This window comes from Paraburkholderia graminis (assembly GCF_003330785.1).
GTDB lineage: Bacteria > Pseudomonadota > Gammaproteobacteria > Burkholderiales > Burkholderiaceae > Paraburkholderia > Paraburkholderia graminis.
The window spans coordinates 868,718-884,941 of sequence record NZ_CP024935.1 but is presented as its reverse complement, the minus strand read 5'-3'; the positions used below and the strand labels follow the sequence as shown (position 1 = coordinate 884,941).

Sequence of the window (16,224 nt, the reverse complement as noted above, 5' to 3'; positions counted from 1 at the left end):
ATGCCGAAGTTCGTATTAAGGGGTTTTGCTTCAGCAGGCTTACAGTTGAGGCCATTCGATCGAGACGTTTTCAGCAAGGAGCCCGTTTATGTCCGTCGTTATCGACACTCACACGCACGCCATTTCCCCGGATAAGCAGCGCTATCCGCTCGCGCCCGTCGGCGGTCACCAGTCGGAATGGTCGGCCAAACGCCCTGTCAGCTTCGAAGGCTTGCTTGCGTCGCTCGACGAGGCCAGCATTGACCGGGCGGTCGTCGTGCAGGCATCGACGGTTTATGGCAACGACAATAGTTATGTGGTCGACGCGGTGAGAAACCACCCGGACCGCTTCGCGGGCGTGTTTTCGATCGACGTGCTGGCAAGCGACGCCGTGATGCAGATGCAGCGCTGGCTCGACGCGGGCCTCTCCGGCCTGCGCCTGTTCACGACCGGCAGCACGATGCCGGGGCAAGCAGGCTGGCTCGACGACGAGCGCTCCTTCCCGGTGTGGGACTATGCGCAGCGCCATAACGTCTCGATCTGTTTGCAGATGACGGCACAAGGCATTCCGGCGCTGCAGAATATGCTGGCGCGCTTTCCGGATATCCGCGTCCTGCTCGATCACCTTGCGCGGCCCGACTTGGCGGGCGGCCCGCCGTATGAAGCCGCCGCGCCGCTCTTTAGCCTCGCTTCGCACGAGGGCGTTTATCTGAAGCTCACAAACCGCACGATCGCCGAAGCATCTCGCGGCGCGTCGACGCCGGACGCATTCTTCCCGCGTGTGCTCGACGCGTTCGGTGCACATCGCATCGCATGGGGCTCGAATTTCCCGGCCGCCGAAGGCACGCTGCCGCAACTGCTTGCCGATGCGCGCAATAGCCTTGCGATGCTGCCCGCCGACGCGCGCGACGCAATCTTCGGCGGCACCGCGCGCGCGGTCTATCCGGTTCTCGCCGCGTGAGGATCGACTCAATGACACAAGAATATACGGACGCGAGCACTGAGATGCCACCGCTTGAATTGAAAATTGCATTGAAGACTTATCCGCACACGCGGCCGCTGAAAGATGGCGAACTGGCCGATCCCAACGTGCAACTGATGTTCGAGGATATCGAACCGATTCACCGCGCCTTCGCACCGATGGCGCGCCGCCAGGCGTATGACGTCAGCGAAATGGCAATCGTCACGTATTTGCAGGCGAAAGCTTATAACAAGCCCGTCGTGCTGCTGCCCGCTGTAGTCGCCGCGCGCTTTCAGCAAGGCTGCATTATTTATAATGCTCGACGCGGCAAGCTCGGCGTAAGCAACCTGGTGGGCAAGACAGTCGGCGTGCGCTCGTATTCGCAGACCACCGCAATGTGGGTGCGCGCGATTCTCGCGAATACCTATGGCGTGCCGCTCGAGGAAATCGACTGGGTCACGACCGAGGGCGCGCATCTGGAAGAGTATCGCGATCCGTCCTTCGTGCGTCGCGCGGAGCCGGGCAAGCAGCTATTGCCGATGCTGCGCGCGGGCGAGATCGACGCCGCCATCCTCGGCAACGATCTGCCCGACGAAGCCGGCCTTGAACCCGTGATCGACGATGCGGCCAGCGCCGATCTCGCGTGGTACGCGATTCATCGCTACGTGCCTCTGAACCACGTCGTGGTAGTGACGCAATCGCTTGCGGATACACATCCGCGAGCGGTGCGCGCAATGTACGACCTGCTGTGCCGCGGCAAAGCGTCAGTGGCCTCGTACAACGCGGGCAAGCCCGACAAGCTGCTGTTCGGCTACGACGCGTTGCGCGGCCCGCTTGAGGAAACAATCGCGTTCTGCGAGCAACAGCAACTGCTGCCGCGTAAGCTGAGCGTCGACGAAATTTTCGCTGACAGCATCGATATTCTCGGCCGCATCGCGAGCTGAATAACGGCTCTTTCAACGTTTTCGAGCGGACTCCAGTTCGCCAAAGCTTCACCGCAGCCCATCGTGGATGGGCCTAAGCAAGGAGACACCATGAGCTTGCCTCGCACGGGCGCCATGAAACCGAAGCCACGTCCGCCGTTCTATCGCGACCTGTCATTCCAGGTGCTGGCCGGCATGGCGCTTGGAATCGCCACGGGCTACTTCTTTCCGAAGTTCGGCATCAATCTGCAGCCCGTCGGCGACGCCTTTATCCGCATCATCCAGATGCTGATCGGGCCGATCATCTTCTGCACCGTATGCAGCGGCATTGCGGGCGTCAAAGACTTCGGGAAGGTCGGCCGCGTCGCGATCAAGGCCCTCTTCTATTTCGAGGTGGTGACTTCTCTCGCGCTGGTGCTGGGGCTTGTAACGATCAACGTGCTGAAGCCGGGCGTCGGCATGAACGTCGACATGCATAGCGTGCACTCGGCCGCCGTCGATGCCTATGTCGCGAAAGCTCATCACGTTGTCACCACGAGCGACTTTCTGCTCAATGTCATTCCGCACACGGCGATCAGCGCATTTGCTGGCGGTGACGTCCTGCAAGTACTGTTCTTTTCGGTGCTATTCGCCTTTGGGCTGGCCGCAATCGGGGAACGCGCGCAGCCCGCGCTCGACTTCATCGATTCGGTATCCGGTGCGCTGTTCTGGGTAATCGGCCTGACCATGAAGATCGCACCACTCGCAGCGTTCGGCGCCATCGCCTTCACGGTGAGCAAATTCGGTTTCGGCACGCTGCTCTCGCTCGGCAAGCTAGTGCTGGAGTTCTATCTGACGTGCGCGCTCTTTTTCCTGCTGATCCTGTGGCCCATCGCAAAGGTAAACGGCTTCAGCCTTTTGCGCCTGATGCGCTATATCGGCGCAGAACTGCTTCTCGTAATCGGTACGAGTTCTTCAGAAACCGTGTTCCCGCAACTGATCGACAAGCTCGAACGCCTTGGCTGCGAGAAGTCGGTGGTTGGCCTGGTGCTGCCAACTGCCTATACGTTCAATCATGACGGCACGTGCCTTTACTTCGCCGCAGCCGCCGTGTTTCTCGCTCAGGCAACCAATACGCCGATGAACTGGCACGATCAGTTGGTGTTGCTCGCGGTGCTGCTGCTCACGTCGAAGGGAGCCGCCGGCGTGTCGGGCGCTGCAATCGCAGTGCTTGCTGCAACGCTGGCTGCGTCGAACACGATTCCGGTCGAATCCATCGCGCTGATTCTCGGCGTTCACAAGGCCATGTCCAGCGCGTTCGTCTTCACCAACATCGTAGGCAACAGCGTAGCCACTATCGTGGTGGCGAATTGGGAAAAGGCACTCGACCGCGTCGCCTTGCGCCATGAACTGAAGACGGGTTTCAACCCCGCCGAAACCGCGCACTCGCTCGAACAGCCGGGCAGCACTTCAGCCGGCCACTAACGCAGGACCGGCGGTACGTCCGCGTTGTGCCGGCCGGTCCCGGCGAGTAGATCAAAAGTAATCCCAATAGGCAATTTAATTAGGGTTACGTATCAAGCAGTACATTAAAAACACAACGAAAATCAGGAGACAAGCGGTGGACAAGGTTTGGAAAATCATCGGATTGGGCATCTCGGCCACTGCGGGCGCATTGGCAACGAATCCCGCACACGCGCAAACGAGCGTGCAGTTATACGGAACGGTGGATGGCGGCATACGTCATCAGACCAACGCCGCAAAAGGCGGCGGCTCGGTGACGACAATGAACTCGAACGGCTACTACAGTTCGAACAAGCTCGACTTTCGCGCGAAGGAAGACCTTGGCGACGGCTGGAACGCGCATTTTCTGCTGGAAAGCGGCTTTAACGTCGGCAATGGCCAGTTCGATAACACGACAGGCACCGAATTCAATCGGCAGGCGTTTGTCGGCATCGGCCATACGAAATTCGGCTCGCTCGATCTCGGCCGGCAGTACACCATTGCTCATGACATCATCAGCATTTACGATCCGTTCGGCTTTCATTTCACGCCGATCATTCCGCTGACCACGGCCTCTGATGGCACGCGAAACAGTAATGCCGTGAAGTACAAGAACACGTTCGGGCCGCTGCTGTTCGAAGTGGACAACTCCTTCGGCGGCGTGGCAGGCAATTTCAGCAGCGGCGCAGCGCGCGCCGTGGGCCTGAGCTATGCGACAGGTCCCGTTGCGATCGGCGGCGTCTATGGGCATCGCAGTGTACTGACTGGCTCGACCTATCTGGGCGACAGCTACTACATGGTCGGCGCCAGCTACAAGATCGGGCCGGTGCGTTTGTCGGGCGGTTTCATGTCCGAGGACTTGCAGAATCCAGCCACGCCCCACCAGGTAACGAACAATGGGTTCGGCGGCCTCTCGTGGACGATCACGCCGACTCTGGTTTTCCGCGGCAGCTACTACCAGACCACGGTAACGAACGACAAGTCCAGCCGGCGCGGACTCTCAGTGCTCTCGCTTGGCTACCTGCTGTCCAAGCGCACCACGCTTTACAGCGAACTCGACTACACCTCGTACAAGCATGCGGTGGTGAGCACGCTCAACCCGGCCGGCGTGAAGAGTCAGACCGCGTTCACCATCGGCATCGACCATTTGTTTTAAATGATCTGCTTCACCGAGTGCTTTCTTCGGAGGCGCCCAAGACGCTGCTGACTCAGACCTACTCGCTTCCATTCGATCGGATTGTTCAATGCCTCGAGATATCGACTATTGATATCGTGGATATCAATGCAGGCTCTGTGGCTGCCGCCTGTTAATATCTATCTCAACCATAGGCGCAGGCATGCAGCGCGCCGTTCCGGTCATACGAGCAATCGTCGATTCAGGCGTGCCACGACACGCACTACGAGATCATGCAACTCATTCGCGACGGCAATGTGCGCAAAGCCTGCACCGAACTGCGCAACCACATTCGAAGCACGGAGGACTCGTATATCCGTGCAAGCATCAGCGGAGAAGCGCCATGAAGCACGATCTTGTCCGTCTGCTCGGCGACATCGTCGGTAGCCAGTTCGTCTTTACGGGCTCGGCTGAAACGCGGCGCTTCCGCCAGGGATATCGCTATGGCAGCGGCCCACTATTGGCTGCTGTGCAGCCTGGCACATTGGTCCAGATGTGGCAGGCGCTAAAGGCGTGCCATGATGCGAATGTCATCGTCATTTGTCAGGCCGCCAACACCGGCTTGACCGGCGGATCGACGCCGGCTGCGGACGGCTACGATCGTCCGGTAGTCGTGATCAATACGATGCGGTTGCGCCGGCTCGACGTGATTCGCAATGGCGAACAGGTCGTTTGTCAGCCGGGCGTTACCCTGGACCAACTGGAAAGGCGTCTCGCACCGCTCAAGCGCGAGCCCCATTCTGTGATCGGATCGAGTTGCATCGGCGCGTCCGTGACGGGAGGCGTTTGCAACAACTCGGGCGGGTCTCTCATTCGCCGCGGTCCCGCGTTTACCCAGCTTTCGATACATGCCCGCGTCACCGCCGACGGCGAACTAAAGCTGGTAAACCACCTGGGAATCGATTTGGGCGATTCCGCCGAAGCCATACTTGGCCGCCTCGACGCAGGCGAACTGCCGCACGATGTTCCGCCAGCGATGGGACTTCTCGCGTCCGACCACGAATACAGCACCCACGTGCGGGATATCTCGGCATCGACTCCCGCGCGCTTTAATGCAGACCCGCGCCGCCTTTACGAAGCGTCGGGCTCGGCGGGGCACCTCGCGGTTTTTGCCCTTCGGCTGGACACATTCGCGGCGGACGAGCGCACCCAGGTGTTCTACATCGGCAGCAATGATCCGGCCGAGCTCGAATCAATCCGCCGCGATATTCTGGGCGGTTTCCAAAGTTTGCCGATTGCAGGCGAGTACATGCACCGTGGCGCGTTCGATATCAGTCGCCGCTACGGGAAGGACATGTACCTTTACATTCGGGCTTTCGGCACCGACAAAGTGCCGCTAGCCTTTGCGGCGAAGAGCCGGTTCGACGCCATGACCGAGAAGATGGGTCTTGGTACGGCCATCAGTGACAGACTGCTGCAGGCAGCGAGCCGGCTTTTGCCCGAACATCTGCCGCGGCGACTCATCGAGTACCGGGATCGCTTCGAGCATCACCTGTTATTGAAGATGGGCAATGAAGGTGTAGACGAAGCGCGTACTTATCTGAAGTCGCGCTTTCCGACGGCTCAGGGCAACTACTTCGAATGCACGCGAGAAGAAGGCGACGCGGCGTTTCTCAACCGCTTCACGATTGGTGGCGCAGTGGTCCGCTATCGGGCCGTTCATTCTCGGACCGTCGAGGACATCGTGGCGCTCGACATCGCGCTGCCGCGTAATGCAACCGACTGGTTCGAACAGTTGCCGCAGCATATTTCGAAGCACATCGAGTTCACCATGTATTGCGGCCACTTCTTCTGCCATGTGCTGCATCAGGAATATCTGGTGAAGAAGGGTGTGGACTGCGATCGCATCAAGGACGACATTCTCGCCCTACTCGCCGCGCGCGGTGCGGAGTATCCGGCCGAGCACAACGTCGGCCATCTGTATGAGGCGAAGGAGTCGCTCAAGCAGTTCTACGAGGAACTGGATCCGACTAACTCCTTCAATCCGGGCATCGGGAAAACCTCGCGGCTCTTCAACTGGGGAAGATCGCCGTATCGCTGCGGTTGCGAGGATCGGCCCGCAGTAAGTCAGCAGACGCTCTAGCGTAGCGTTACGCGAAGACCACCAGATTTTTTGCGCGCAAGGACGGTGCTCCCGACCTTGCGCCGGCCCTTGCGTGCGCAAGTCGCTTACACACCCAGGATCCTGCCGACCGTTTCGTTAAATTCGGCCGTCGCATCAGCGATCGCCTGGTCGGCCTCGTCGTCGAGGTTGTCGACGTTCTCGTCGATCACCTCCTGCAGGCTCAGGTAAGCCGCGATGATGCTGTCCAACTGGTCGCTCGCGGCCCGGGCGTAGACGGCCTCGCCAAGCGCCTCCATGAAATCGCCGCGACTTCCTCCGATCAGGCCATCCGCGTTGTTTTCCAGGTCGTCCTTGAACTGTTCGACGTCTGCCATGCTTTTCTCCAGAAGGTCAGGTGCAGCGTTGCCGGAATGAGCGTTCGCACGCAAGGCGCGCGCCTGGTCGTACAGTCTCGCGACCGTCACGCCGGCGACGCGCGCGGACCTTGTTGCGTCCTTGCATCCCGAAAGCGCCCAAAAGAAAGTTTGACAAACCATCTTTAGATATATATCTTACGACATATCTTAAGACATAAATGGAGGACGCAAGATGCGTCATCACCATCGTTTTGACCGCCGTCACGGCGCGGATCACGCTTCTTTCGACGCCGGCTTCGAGCGCCCCTCGCTCCATGCGCTGTGGCACGCGTTCGCTCATCACCACGCAGTTCGCAGCGAAGACGCCGAGCGCGTCGGCAGCGCGCATCGCTTTTCGCCCTGGGCGTTCTGGCATGCAATCGGACGTCATCACGAGCATCGCGGCGGACGCGGTGGGCGCGGTCCGTTCGGCGGCAGCCCTGGCGGCTTCGGCGGCGAAGGCGATGGCTTCCCGCGCGGCCGCAAGTTCAGCTCCGACGATCTGCAACTGCTGCTGCTCTCGCTGATCGACGCGCAACCGAGCCACGGCTACGAGCTCATCAAGGCGCTGGAAACGCGTTCTAACGGCTTCTATAGCCCGAGCCCCGGCATGGTGTACCCGGCGCTCACGTACCTCGAAGAACTGGGCTACGTCACGGTACAGCTCGAAGGCAACCGCAAGCGCTACGAACTCGCGCAAGCCGGACGCGAGTACCTCGCGGCCAACCGCGAGCGCGTCGAGTTGATGCTCGCGAAGCTGAGCCACATCGCGCGCAAGATGGATTCGGTGCGCCGCGCGTTTGCCGGTGAAGAACCGGCCGACGTGAGCGAAGGCGGCTGGCTGCCCGAGCTGAACGCCGCGCGCCGCGCGCTGAAAAATGCGCTGCTGCGCCGGGACAACGCGTCGGCGGAAGAACAGCGCCGCATCGCCGCGATCCTGATGCGAGCCGCGAAGGAAATCGAAGGCGAACAGGATTCGGGCAACGGCAAGCGCGACGATGCGGCCACTGCGTGACATCGACATCGACACTTCGACCAGACAGGAGTAACAACTCAATGCCGACTCAAGAAAAACGACCCGACCTCGCCGTAGAGCGCGTGCGCCATCCGCTCAGGTTCCGTCTGCTGCAAGTGAAGAAAGTGCAGGCGCTCACGCCGCATCTGATCCGCGTGACCTTCACGGGCGAAGACCTGCACGACTTCGTGTCCGCTTCGTTCGACGATCACATCAAGGTCTTCTTCCCCGAACCGGGCGCCGACAAACCAGTGCTGCCGCAAGCCGGCCCGGACGGCCCCGTGTTCCCCGAAGGACGTCGCCCGACGGCGCGCGATTTCACGCCGCGCCGCTTCGATCGCGACGCGCGCGAGCTCGATATCGAATTCGCGATGCACGAAGCCGGTCCCGCGGCAACGTGGGCGGCGCAGGCGAAAGCCGGCCAGTACCTGGGCATCGGCGGGCCGCGCGGGTCGCTCGTGATCCCCACCGCTTTCGACTGGCACCTGCTGATCGGCGACGACACCGCCCTGCCCGCCATCGCGCGCCGCCTCGAGGAATTGCCGGCCGGCAAGCGCGTCGCCGCGGTGATCGAAGTGGCCGATCCGTCGGCTCGCATCGAATTCAGAACCGAAGCCGAACTGCACCTCGTGTGGTGTTATCGAAGCGAACGCGAAAGCGGAAGCGGAAGCGAACACTGCACGCGCGGCGAGGCGTTGCTGCAAGCGGTGCGCGCAACCTATCTGCCGGATGACGGCGAAGGTTATGTGTGGGCTGCGGGCGAGTCCGCGACGATCCGCGCGATTCGCTATCACCTGTGCACCGAACGCGGCGTCGACAAGTCGCGGATTCGCGCGGCGAGCTACTGGAAACAGGGCGCCGTGGCCGTGCATGAAACCATCGACGACTAGGCCATCGGCGACTAAAAGACGACCAGGAGACGATCCCGGCACCACGTGCCGGCAAAGACCCGTGCTTTTCTCGACTTCGCGATCGAACGAAAACTGCACTAGAAACAGGTCGCCACTCAACTCGCAACGGCGCCTCAATCATCGAATAAGCGCGCCGATCTTCTCTCCCTATTGCTCTGCCGGCATCTGTTGATCGTAGGCTTTTTGCGCCTGATCGATCTCATGCAAATGCTTGATCGACCATTCATAGACTGCTCCGAACGGAACCTGCAGGGTACGCCCGAGTTCTGTGATCGAGTATTCCACCGCGACCGGCGAAGTATTGAGCACATTCCGCGCGACGAGGCCATTGCGTTCGAGACGCCTCAACGCCTGCGTAAGCGCCTTATGCGTGATTCCTTCCAGCCTGCGCTTGATCTCGTTGAAGCGAGTTGGCTTCCTGGTCAGCAGCGTGAGAATCATCACTGACCACTTGTTCGCCACCTGATCGAAAAACGAGCGTGCGGCGCAATCCGCAAAGAAAACCTCGTCAACCTCGCAAGTCATGTCGGTATCTTCCTGTATATCTGCGCACCTGAAGGTGCGTAATTGACCGTAGATATCCAATGTATAACACGGAGTCCGGTCAATTGCTTGGAGCTCGGCGTCACACAGCCCAGCGAGCCAGGCGTTTGATGTACTCGTGATAAATAAGGATAGCGAATGAAAATGATGGAACACGAACTGTCTCGACGCGACATGCTGAAGGTCGCCGGTGCGGCAGCGATTGCGACCACTCTCGGGAACCATGAAGCCTTTGCTGCAACGAAATCGCCGGCCACACTGTTCGCGACCGAGGTAGGTACGGGAAAGAACGTCATGTTTCTCCACGGCTGGACTTGCGATTCGCATGACTGGAGCTGGCAACTGCCGCTCTTCGAAAGCAGGTATCGCGTCGTCGCTGTGGATCTGCGCGGGCATGGCAGATCGGAGCTGATGCCGCCTGGCGCTTATCGGCCCGCCGACTACGTCGCGGACATCGAGGCATTTATCGCAACAAGGTATCCCGGACAGAAGTTCGTTCTCGTCGGGCATTCGATGGGTGGCCAGATCGCAGCCCGACTTGCCGCGAAGCGCCCGGATCTGGTCAGCGCGGTGGTGTCCGTCGATGGCGCGCTCGGTTTTTCCGGCGCCGCCGCCGAACTTTTTGCGAAAACTACGCATGATTTGAATGCGGGCGATCCTGGCATCGCGGTGCCGGCCTTGTTCCAGCTTGTCTATGACCGCATCACTGAGCCGGCATTCAAGCGTTGGCACGCGAGGCGCGTCCAGGGCATGCCAGTGCATGTCGTGCGCGAGTCGTTCGGTCCGCTGTTCTTCGGCAACGATCAGGTCGGCATTGGAGAAGCGAGCGCAACGTTGTGCAAGAGCCTTACCGTTCCCTTCTATCAGATGTGCCGCGACCCCGAGCAGGCGAACCGCATGCGCTCCTGGTTCTCGCATTCGAAATCGAAGGTGGATGTATGGACCAACACAGGCCATTGGATCATGCAGGATCGCGCGGACGACGTGAACACCGCGATTACCGCATGGATCGACGCCCTATAGCCAACGGTGTTTGCCAACTTGAATCCGGAGAACCCGATGCCCGATCTCGACATTCTGCTCACCCCTTATCGACTCAGTGCCCTCACCGTGCCTAACCGGGTAGTCATGGCTCCGATGACACGGTCTTTCTCACCAGGCGGCATACCGGGCGCCGACGTCGCCGCGTACTATCGGCGACGTGCGGCGCACGGCGTCGGTCTCATCATCACCGAAGGAACCGGTGTTGGTCGCGCGGCCGCGCTCGACGATCCGGACGTCCCGCGCTTTCATGGCGAGGCGGCGCTGGCCGGCTGGAAGAAAGTAGTCGACGAGGTCCACGCGGCTGGTGGACGCATTGCGCCGCAACTGTGGCACGTGGGACATAAGCCTTCGAATGGAGCGGGCGAGCGGGCGTTGTCCGCTCATCGCTACGAGAGCCCGTCGGGTCTCTCCATAACCGGCGAACGCGTGGCTCAGCCGATGAGCGAGTCAGACGTCGCGGACACAATCGACGCATACGCGCGAGCCGCAGCAGATGCAGAGCGGCTCGGCTTCGACGGCGTCGAACTGCACGGCGGGCATGGCTACCTGATCAATCAGTTTTTCTCGGAGGATCTCAACCAGCGCGGCGACCGATATGGCGGAGCGACGCTCGTCGAACGCTCACGCTTCGCTGTGGAAGTGCTGAAGGCGATCAGGGCGGTGGTGACACCGGGGTTTCCAGTGATTCTTCGCCTCTCGCAATGGAAGCCGAAGGACTTCCGCGCACGGCTCGCGGGGACGCCAGCAGTGCTCGAAGAGTGGCTTGGCCTGCTTGTGGACGCCGGCGCGGATGCTTTCCACCTCTCCCAGCCAGCCTACTGGCAGCCCGCGTTTCCCGAAGCCGACGCAAACCTGAACCTGGCCGGCTGGGCGAAAAAAGTCACGGGCGTCACAACCATTACAGTGGGATCGGTGGGACTTGGAAGCGACGTCTACGACTCCTTTGCGGGCAAGGACGCGCAATCCGCTCCGCTGGACGACTTGTTAGCGCGACTGGAACGAGGAGAGTTCGATCTGGTAGCGGTCGGACGCGCGTTGCTGCAGGACGCGGCATGGCTCGAGAAGATCCGGCAAGGGCGCATCGACGAGATTGGGAACTTCACCCCGGACGCTTTCTCGACCTTGGCCTAGGAAACCGCTGATGGCACCGGCCTGGAACCATACTCAATCGGGCGGAGTTGCAGGGGGTCGGTCATCTGACCGATGCCGCCGGAACGAGCAAGATGCGATGCTTACCGCCGATCCTAACCAGACGGAGCATCCATGTCATTTCGTTTCCAAGTTGTCGTTTCACTAATCGCGCTGGCGTTCGCCAACGCATCGTTCGCACAGACTTCCGCTGACAAGCCTGAACGGATCAGGGGCACCATTCAGTCGTACTCCGGCGGCGTGCTCCAGGTGCACCGGCGTAGCGGCGAAACGGTCGGCATTGCAGTAGTCGATGCAAGCGGACTGAATGCGGTGAAAGCCATACAGCTTTCCGATATCAAACCCGGTGCCTATGTCGGAGCCGCTGCGATGCCCGGCGCGGACGGCAAGCTGGAAGCGAAGGAGGTTCTTGTATTTCCCGAAGCCGCACGCGGGATGGCAGAGGGCCATTTTGCATGGGACCTCGGCGCTGGCAGCTCGATGACGAACGCCAACGTCGACACCATCGTGCAAGGTACAAGCGGCCGTGACCTGAAGCTCTCGTACAAGGGTGGCACCAACACGGTCACCGTGCCTGCAAACGCGCCGGTAGTGACGCTCATTCCCGCGACGCGCGACGAACTGACTGCGGGCAAGCGGGTGTTCGTGGTGGCAACGCACGGCAAGAGCGGTGCGTACAACGCTGTGCAGATCATCGTCGAAAAGGATGGCGTGGCTCCGCCGATGTAAGGCGGTTCGAGCCGCGGTTCGCCCGCCGATTGCGGCGCTCAACCAGCGGCTCGCGCATCGCCGGTCGACGGGTGCGATCGTGACAATCAGGAGAAGTTGCTATGAATGAACGCCAGATGAGTGGCATAGCCGCTCGCGACGAATGGTGGCTCATGCGCTATTACTTCGTTCGGACTGCGTTTTCCGCGCTGTGGGTCGCGCTCGCTTTTTCGGTCGGGCAGCGTTCTCCGGAGGCGACGGCAGTGCTGCTGTTCGTCTATCCCGCGTGGGATGCGCTTGCCAACTACTTCGATATGTCGCGCAGCGGCGGAATGACCGAGGGCCGCACTCAGGCAATCAACGCCGTCATCAGCATGGCCGCGGCGGTGGCGGTCATCGTGGCCTTGAATGCGCGCATGCACTGGGTGCTCGGCGTCTTCGGGGTATGGGCGATACTCTCCGGGTTCCTGCAACTCGGGACCGCTGTGCGGCGCTGGAATCGCTTTGCCGCGCAATGGGCGATGGCTCTCAGCGGTGCGCAGTCGGCGCTGGCAGGCGCGTATTTCATCGTGCAGGCTCGCGCGCCCACGCCGCCGGCAATCTCGCGGGTGGCTGCGTATGCCGCGGTGGGCGCGATCTACTTTCTGGTGTCGGCGTTATGGCTGTACGTGCGTCGACTGCGCCGCGAGACCGCGTGACTGTGTCGTCGATCCCCGCATGCTGCCGCCGGCTTCGCGTGATCGACGCGACGGGCCCCGCCGGTTCAGACGCCGCGCGACATGCGCCGGCGTCAGGCCACCTCCGCGATCATCGCCCTGACTTCCCGAGCCGCTTCGCGGCGCAGCGCGCCGAGATCGACATCCGGCAGCACGTCGTTTCGCACGATGCATTGACCCGCGCAGAAGAGCGCGGCGAGTTCGGGGCGCCCGCCCGAAACCACCGGCCCTATCGCCACGTCATGCAGGCCGAAGTAGCGCGGATCGTCGAGCCGGTAGACGGCGATATCCGCTTGCGCGCCCACTTCGATCCTGCCGACGCCTTCGAGCCCGAGCACGCGCGCGCCACCCGCCGTGCCCCAGTGCACGACCTCCTCCACCGACGCCGCATCCGCTCCGCCTTCGAAGCGCCCTCCCCGATATTCGGGCTGTGCCGCCATGCCGCGCCGGGCCCGTTGCGCAAGCCACGCCATGTGGACTTCGGAGATCATGTCGGCGGCTTCGTTGGAGGCCGCGCCATCCACGCCGATCGAAACCGGCACGCCCGCATCCGCCAGTTCACGTACCGGCGCAATACCGCTGCCTAGCCGTCCGTTCGATTGCGGACAATGCGCAATGCCGGTTCCGGTCGCGGCGAGCAGATCGATCTCGCTGGCATCGAGCTTGACCAGATGCGCATACCACACGTCTTCGCCGAGCCAGCCGTGCTCGCGGCAAAACTCGACCGGCGTGAGCCGGTGCATCGCCTGCGCACTGTCCTGATAGTTGACGGTCTCCGAGAGATGGCTGTGCAGACGCAATCCGAGCCTGCGCGCCTCGCCCGCAATCGAGCGCATCTCGGCGGGAGAGATGGAAAACAACACTGTGGTCGGCGCGGCGACCACGCGGCGCATGGAATGCGGCGAGGCGTCGTGAAAACTGGAGGCGAGACGTTGGAGATCGCTCATGAAGGCATCGATCGATTCGGGACGCATCGCGGTGGGCAGTCCGGCTTCGAGCTGACGCGTGCGCGTCGCGCCGCCGCGCAGCAGCACGAAGCGCACGCCGAGCTTCTGCGCTTCCTCGAACAGAATGGCCGAGCTGTCGAACGGCATGTCCGGGTAGTACACGTAGTTGTGGTCCGCGATGGTCGTGCAGCCCGAGCGGACCAACTCGATCATGCCGATGCGCGCAGCGAGCCGGAAGCGCTTTTCGTCGAAGCGGGCGCGATACCGGTATGGCGTAGCCGCGAGCCACGGCGTGAGCGATGCGTTGATGCCCGCCGGGTCGCCCTTCAGCAGCGCCTGAAACAGATGATGATGAGTGTTGACCCACGCGGGATAGACGACGCAGTCGGTGGCGTCGACGATCGCTTCGCCGGGCATCGGGGTAAGCGCGCCGACGGCCCGAATGCGCGTGCCTTCGATACGGATATCCGGGCCGACCGCGCGCGCCGGTTCGTTTGCGCCGCCGCCCGTCATGATGGCCGCCGCGTTTCGAATCAGAGTAGTCGTCATGCGGTGTCGTTCCTCATAGTTCGCTTTCATGCCAGCCGCGCAAGCCCAGGCGCGAAACCCAGACGGTGATGCCGAACAGCACTACGCCCGTGACGGTAATCAGCATCAGCGCGGCAAAGAGGCGCGGAATGTTCAACTGGAAGCCTGCCTGCAAGATCTGATACGCGAGCCCGGAGCCGGTGCCGCCCGTGCCCGCGACGAATTCCGCCACCACCGCGCCGATCAGCGACAAGCCGCTCGAAATGCGCAGTCCGCCGAAAAAATACGGCAGCGCGCTCGGAACGCGCAGGCGCGTGAGCGTCTGCCAGCGCGTCGCGCGATTGATACGGAACAGGTTGACGAGCCCCGGATTGACGCTGCGCAAACCCAGCGCCGTGTTCGAGATGATCGGAAACAGCGCGACCAGCGTCGCGCAGATCACCAGCGCGAAGGTCGTGTCCTTCACCCAGATAATGATGAGCGGTGCGATGGCGACGATGGGCGTCACCTGCAGCAGGATCGCATACGGAAAAAAGCTCGCCTCAATGAGCGGACTCTGCGCGAACACGAGTGCGATCGCCACGCCGAGCACCGTTGCGAGTGCAAAGGCCAGCAGCGTGATCCTGAGCGTGGCAAACAGCGCGGCGAACAGCATCGGTGCATCGACAACAAGTTGCCGCGCAATGTCATGCGGCGCGGGCACCAGATACACGGGCACGTCGAAGACGGCGCACGCCGCCTCCCACATCGACAGCATCAGCACGCCGACCACCCACGGCGCGAGCGCCTTCATCGCGCCGGGACGCTGCAACAAGGGCCTGCGCGGGTTGACGGCTTTCCGCTCGTTCGCGGCGGCCCGGTTGACAATGGTTTCGCTCGTCATCGTTACGCTCCTTGCAGTTGATGCGCGTCGGAGATCAGATCCGATAGCGTCTTGCAGTGCGCCAGAAACGGCGCGGACACGCGATACGCTTCGTCGCGCGCCTCCATGCCGTCAATGGGCACGTCGGCGATCACGCGCCCTGGGCGCGCCTGCATCACCACCACGCGGCTCGACAGATACACCGCTTCGTAAATGCTGTGCGTGACGAACACCACCGTCATGCCGCGCGACTGCCAGAGCTTGCGCAGATCGGCATCGAGCTTGTTGCGCGTGAATTCGTCGAGTGCGCCAAACGGTTCGTCGAGGAGCAACAGGTCGGGCTCGGTGACGAGCGCACGCGCCAGCGACGCGCGCATCTGCATGCCGCCCGACAACTCGCGCGGACGCGCATCGCCGAAGCCCGCCAGACCCACGTTGGCGAGCGCATCGGCTACGCGCGCGTCGGCTTCCTTGCGCGGCACGTGTGAGAGATCGAGCGGCAACCGGACGTTCGCGGCAATGCTGGCCCACGGCATCAGCGTGGCTTCCTGGAACACCATCGACATGCGGCGCCCCTTCGTGCCCACCGTGCCGGTCATGGCGAGCGGCTGGCCCCACCAGCGCATGTGGCCGTGCGTGGGGCTCTCGATGCCCGCGAACATCTTGAGCAGCGTGCTCTTGCCGCAGCCCGACGGACCGAGCAGCGAGACGAACTCGCCCGCGCCGATATCGAGCCGCACGTCGGTAAGCGCGGTGGTGCCGTTCGCATAGATCTTGTCGACGCGCTGCACCGAGAGCGCCGGATTGTGCTGTTCGCTCATG

General features: G+C 62.0%; 16 protein-coding genes. 11 read left to right on the top strand and 5 right to left on the bottom strand.

The features are described from left to right. The first annotated feature begins 88 nt into the window (after nt 1-88). From CUJ91_RS22230 to dld, 5 genes are all read left to right on the top strand, one after another. Nucleotides 89-940 carry an amidohydrolase family protein gene (locus tag CUJ91_RS22230; protein WP_114157151.1) on the top strand — a complete coding sequence of 284 codons (852 nt, stop codon included), beginning with the start codon at nt 89-91 and terminating at the stop codon, nt 938-940. Between the two features lie 11 nt (nt 941-951). Continuing rightward, a complete protein-coding gene (locus CUJ91_RS22225; protein WP_114157150.1) occupies nt 952-1,884 on the top strand; it encodes a substrate-binding domain-containing protein in 933 nt (310 codons plus the stop codon). A gap of 90 nt (nt 1,885-1,974) precedes the next feature. Beyond that, on the top strand, nt 1,975-3,327 hold the full coding sequence (gene dctA / locus CUJ91_RS22220; RefSeq protein WP_053859247.1) for a C4-dicarboxylate transporter DctA: 1,353 nt from the start codon (nt 1,975-1,977) through the stop codon (nt 3,325-3,327). A gap of 136 nt (nt 3,328-3,463) precedes the next feature. Beyond that, nucleotides 3,464-4,501 carry a porin gene (locus CUJ91_RS22215; protein WP_244231072.1) on the top strand — a complete coding sequence of 346 codons (1,038 nt, stop codon included), beginning with the start codon at nt 3,464-3,466 and terminating at the stop codon, nt 4,499-4,501. 361 nt (nt 4,502-4,862) lie between these two features. Continuing rightward, on the top strand, nt 4,863-6,602 hold the full coding sequence (gene dld, locus CUJ91_RS22210) for a D-lactate dehydrogenase (protein ID WP_114157147.1): 1,740 nt from the start codon (nt 4,863-4,865) through the stop codon (nt 6,600-6,602). A gap of 86 nt (nt 6,603-6,688) precedes the next feature. On the opposite strand, the gene CUJ91_RS22205 is transcribed toward dld, so the two are convergent. Continuing rightward, a complete protein-coding gene (locus CUJ91_RS22205) occupies nt 6,689-6,958 on the bottom strand; it encodes a hypothetical protein (RefSeq protein ID WP_006046744.1) in 270 nt (89 codons plus the stop codon). Between the two features lie 214 nt (nt 6,959-7,172). Between CUJ91_RS22205 and CUJ91_RS22200 the strand changes: the two genes are divergently transcribed. After that, nucleotides 7,173-7,994: a PadR family transcriptional regulator gene (locus CUJ91_RS22200; protein WP_006046743.1), complete on the top strand. Its 822-nt coding sequence runs from the start codon at nt 7,173-7,175 to the stop codon at nt 7,992-7,994. Between the two features lie 41 nt (nt 7,995-8,035). Continuing rightward, complete coding sequence (locus CUJ91_RS22195; protein ID WP_114157146.1) at nt 8,036-8,884, top strand: siderophore-interacting protein; 849 nt, start codon at nt 8,036-8,038, stop codon at nt 8,882-8,884. Nucleotides 8,885-9,052: 168 nt separating this feature from the next. Here CUJ91_RS22195 and CUJ91_RS22190 read toward each other — a convergent pair whose 3' ends face one another. Beyond that, a complete protein-coding gene (locus CUJ91_RS22190; RefSeq protein WP_232292199.1) occupies nt 9,053-9,490 on the bottom strand; it encodes a winged helix-turn-helix transcriptional regulator in 438 nt (145 codons plus the stop codon). 96 nt (nt 9,491-9,586) lie between these two features. Between CUJ91_RS22190 and CUJ91_RS22185 the strand changes: the two genes are divergently transcribed. From CUJ91_RS22185 to CUJ91_RS22170, 4 genes are all read left to right on the top strand, one after another. Further along, nucleotides 9,587-10,471, top strand: a complete 885-nt coding sequence (locus CUJ91_RS22185; RefSeq protein ID WP_114157145.1) for an alpha/beta fold hydrolase — start codon at nt 9,587-9,589, stop codon at nt 10,469-10,471. A 36-nt stretch (nt 10,472-10,507) separates the two neighbouring features. Continuing rightward, entirely contained in the window at nt 10,508-11,623 is a 1,116-nt protein-coding gene (locus CUJ91_RS22180) for an NADH:flavin oxidoreductase (RefSeq protein WP_114157144.1), read from the top strand. Between the two features lie 132 nt (nt 11,624-11,755). Further along, the gene (locus CUJ91_RS22175; RefSeq protein WP_114157143.1) at nt 11,756-12,370 is read left to right on the top strand and encodes a hypothetical protein; all 615 of its coding nucleotides are present in this window, start codon (nt 11,756-11,758) and stop codon (nt 12,368-12,370) included. Between the two features lie 101 nt (nt 12,371-12,471). Beyond that, entirely contained in the window at nt 12,472-13,047 is a 576-nt protein-coding gene (locus CUJ91_RS22170; protein ID WP_114157142.1) for a DUF308 domain-containing protein, read from the top strand. 92 nt (nt 13,048-13,139) lie between these two features. Here CUJ91_RS22170 and CUJ91_RS22165 read toward each other — a convergent pair whose 3' ends face one another. From CUJ91_RS22165 to CUJ91_RS22155, 3 genes are read right to left on the bottom strand one after another with little or no spacing between them, the layout of a single operon-like run. Further along, nucleotides 13,140-14,561 carry an amidohydrolase family protein gene (locus CUJ91_RS22165; protein WP_114157141.1) on the bottom strand — a complete coding sequence of 474 codons (1,422 nt, stop codon included), beginning with the start codon at nt 14,559-14,561 and terminating at the stop codon, nt 13,140-13,142. 13 nt (nt 14,562-14,574) lie between these two features. Beyond that, nucleotides 14,575-15,423: an ABC transporter permease gene (locus CUJ91_RS22160; RefSeq protein ID WP_006046735.1), complete on the bottom strand. Its 849-nt coding sequence runs from the start codon at nt 15,421-15,423 to the stop codon at nt 14,575-14,577. Between the two features lie 2 nt (nt 15,424-15,425). Next, nucleotides 15,426-16,223 carry an ABC transporter ATP-binding protein gene (locus CUJ91_RS22155; protein ID WP_114157140.1) on the bottom strand — a complete coding sequence of 266 codons (798 nt, stop codon included), beginning with the start codon at nt 16,221-16,223 and terminating at the stop codon, nt 15,426-15,428. Nucleotide 16,224: the final 1 nt, after the last annotated feature.

Coding starts and splice junctions, on each gene's coding strand:
- CUJ91_RS22180 (WP_114157144.1), top strand. CDS start 10,508: ATGCCCGATCTCGACATTCTGCTCACCCCTTATCGACTCAGTGCCCTC.
- CUJ91_RS22230 (WP_114157151.1), top strand. CDS start 89: ATGTCCGTCGTTATCGACACTCACACGCACGCCATTTCCCCGGATAAG.
- CUJ91_RS22155 (WP_114157140.1), bottom strand. CDS start 16,223: ATGAGCGAACAGCACAATCCGGCGCTCTCGGTGCAGCGCGTCGACAAG.
- CUJ91_RS22225 (WP_114157150.1), top strand. CDS start 952: ATGACACAAGAATATACGGACGCGAGCACTGAGATGCCACCGCTTGAA.
- CUJ91_RS22175 (WP_114157143.1), top strand. CDS start 11,756: ATGTCATTTCGTTTCCAAGTTGTCGTTTCACTAATCGCGCTGGCGTTC.
- CUJ91_RS22170 (WP_114157142.1), top strand. CDS start 12,472: ATGAATGAACGCCAGATGAGTGGCATAGCCGCTCGCGACGAATGGTGG.
- CUJ91_RS22205 (WP_006046744.1), bottom strand. CDS start 6,958: ATGGCAGACGTCGAACAGTTCAAGGACGACCTGGAAAACAACGCGGAT.
- CUJ91_RS22195 (WP_114157146.1), top strand. CDS start 8,036: ATGCCGACTCAAGAAAAACGACCCGACCTCGCCGTAGAGCGCGTGCGC.
- CUJ91_RS22160 (WP_006046735.1), bottom strand. CDS start 15,423: ATGACGAGCGAAACCATTGTCAACCGGGCCGCCGCGAACGAGCGGAAA.
- dld (WP_114157147.1), top strand. CDS start 4,863: ATGAAGCACGATCTTGTCCGTCTGCTCGGCGACATCGTCGGTAGCCAG.
- dctA (WP_053859247.1), top strand. CDS start 1,975: ATGAGCTTGCCTCGCACGGGCGCCATGAAACCGAAGCCACGTCCGCCG.
- CUJ91_RS22200 (WP_006046743.1), top strand. CDS start 7,173: ATGCGTCATCACCATCGTTTTGACCGCCGTCACGGCGCGGATCACGCT.
- CUJ91_RS22185 (WP_114157145.1), top strand. CDS start 9,587: ATGAAAATGATGGAACACGAACTGTCTCGACGCGACATGCTGAAGGTC.
- CUJ91_RS22165 (WP_114157141.1), bottom strand. CDS start 14,561: ATGACGACTACTCTGATTCGAAACGCGGCGGCCATCATGACGGGCGGC.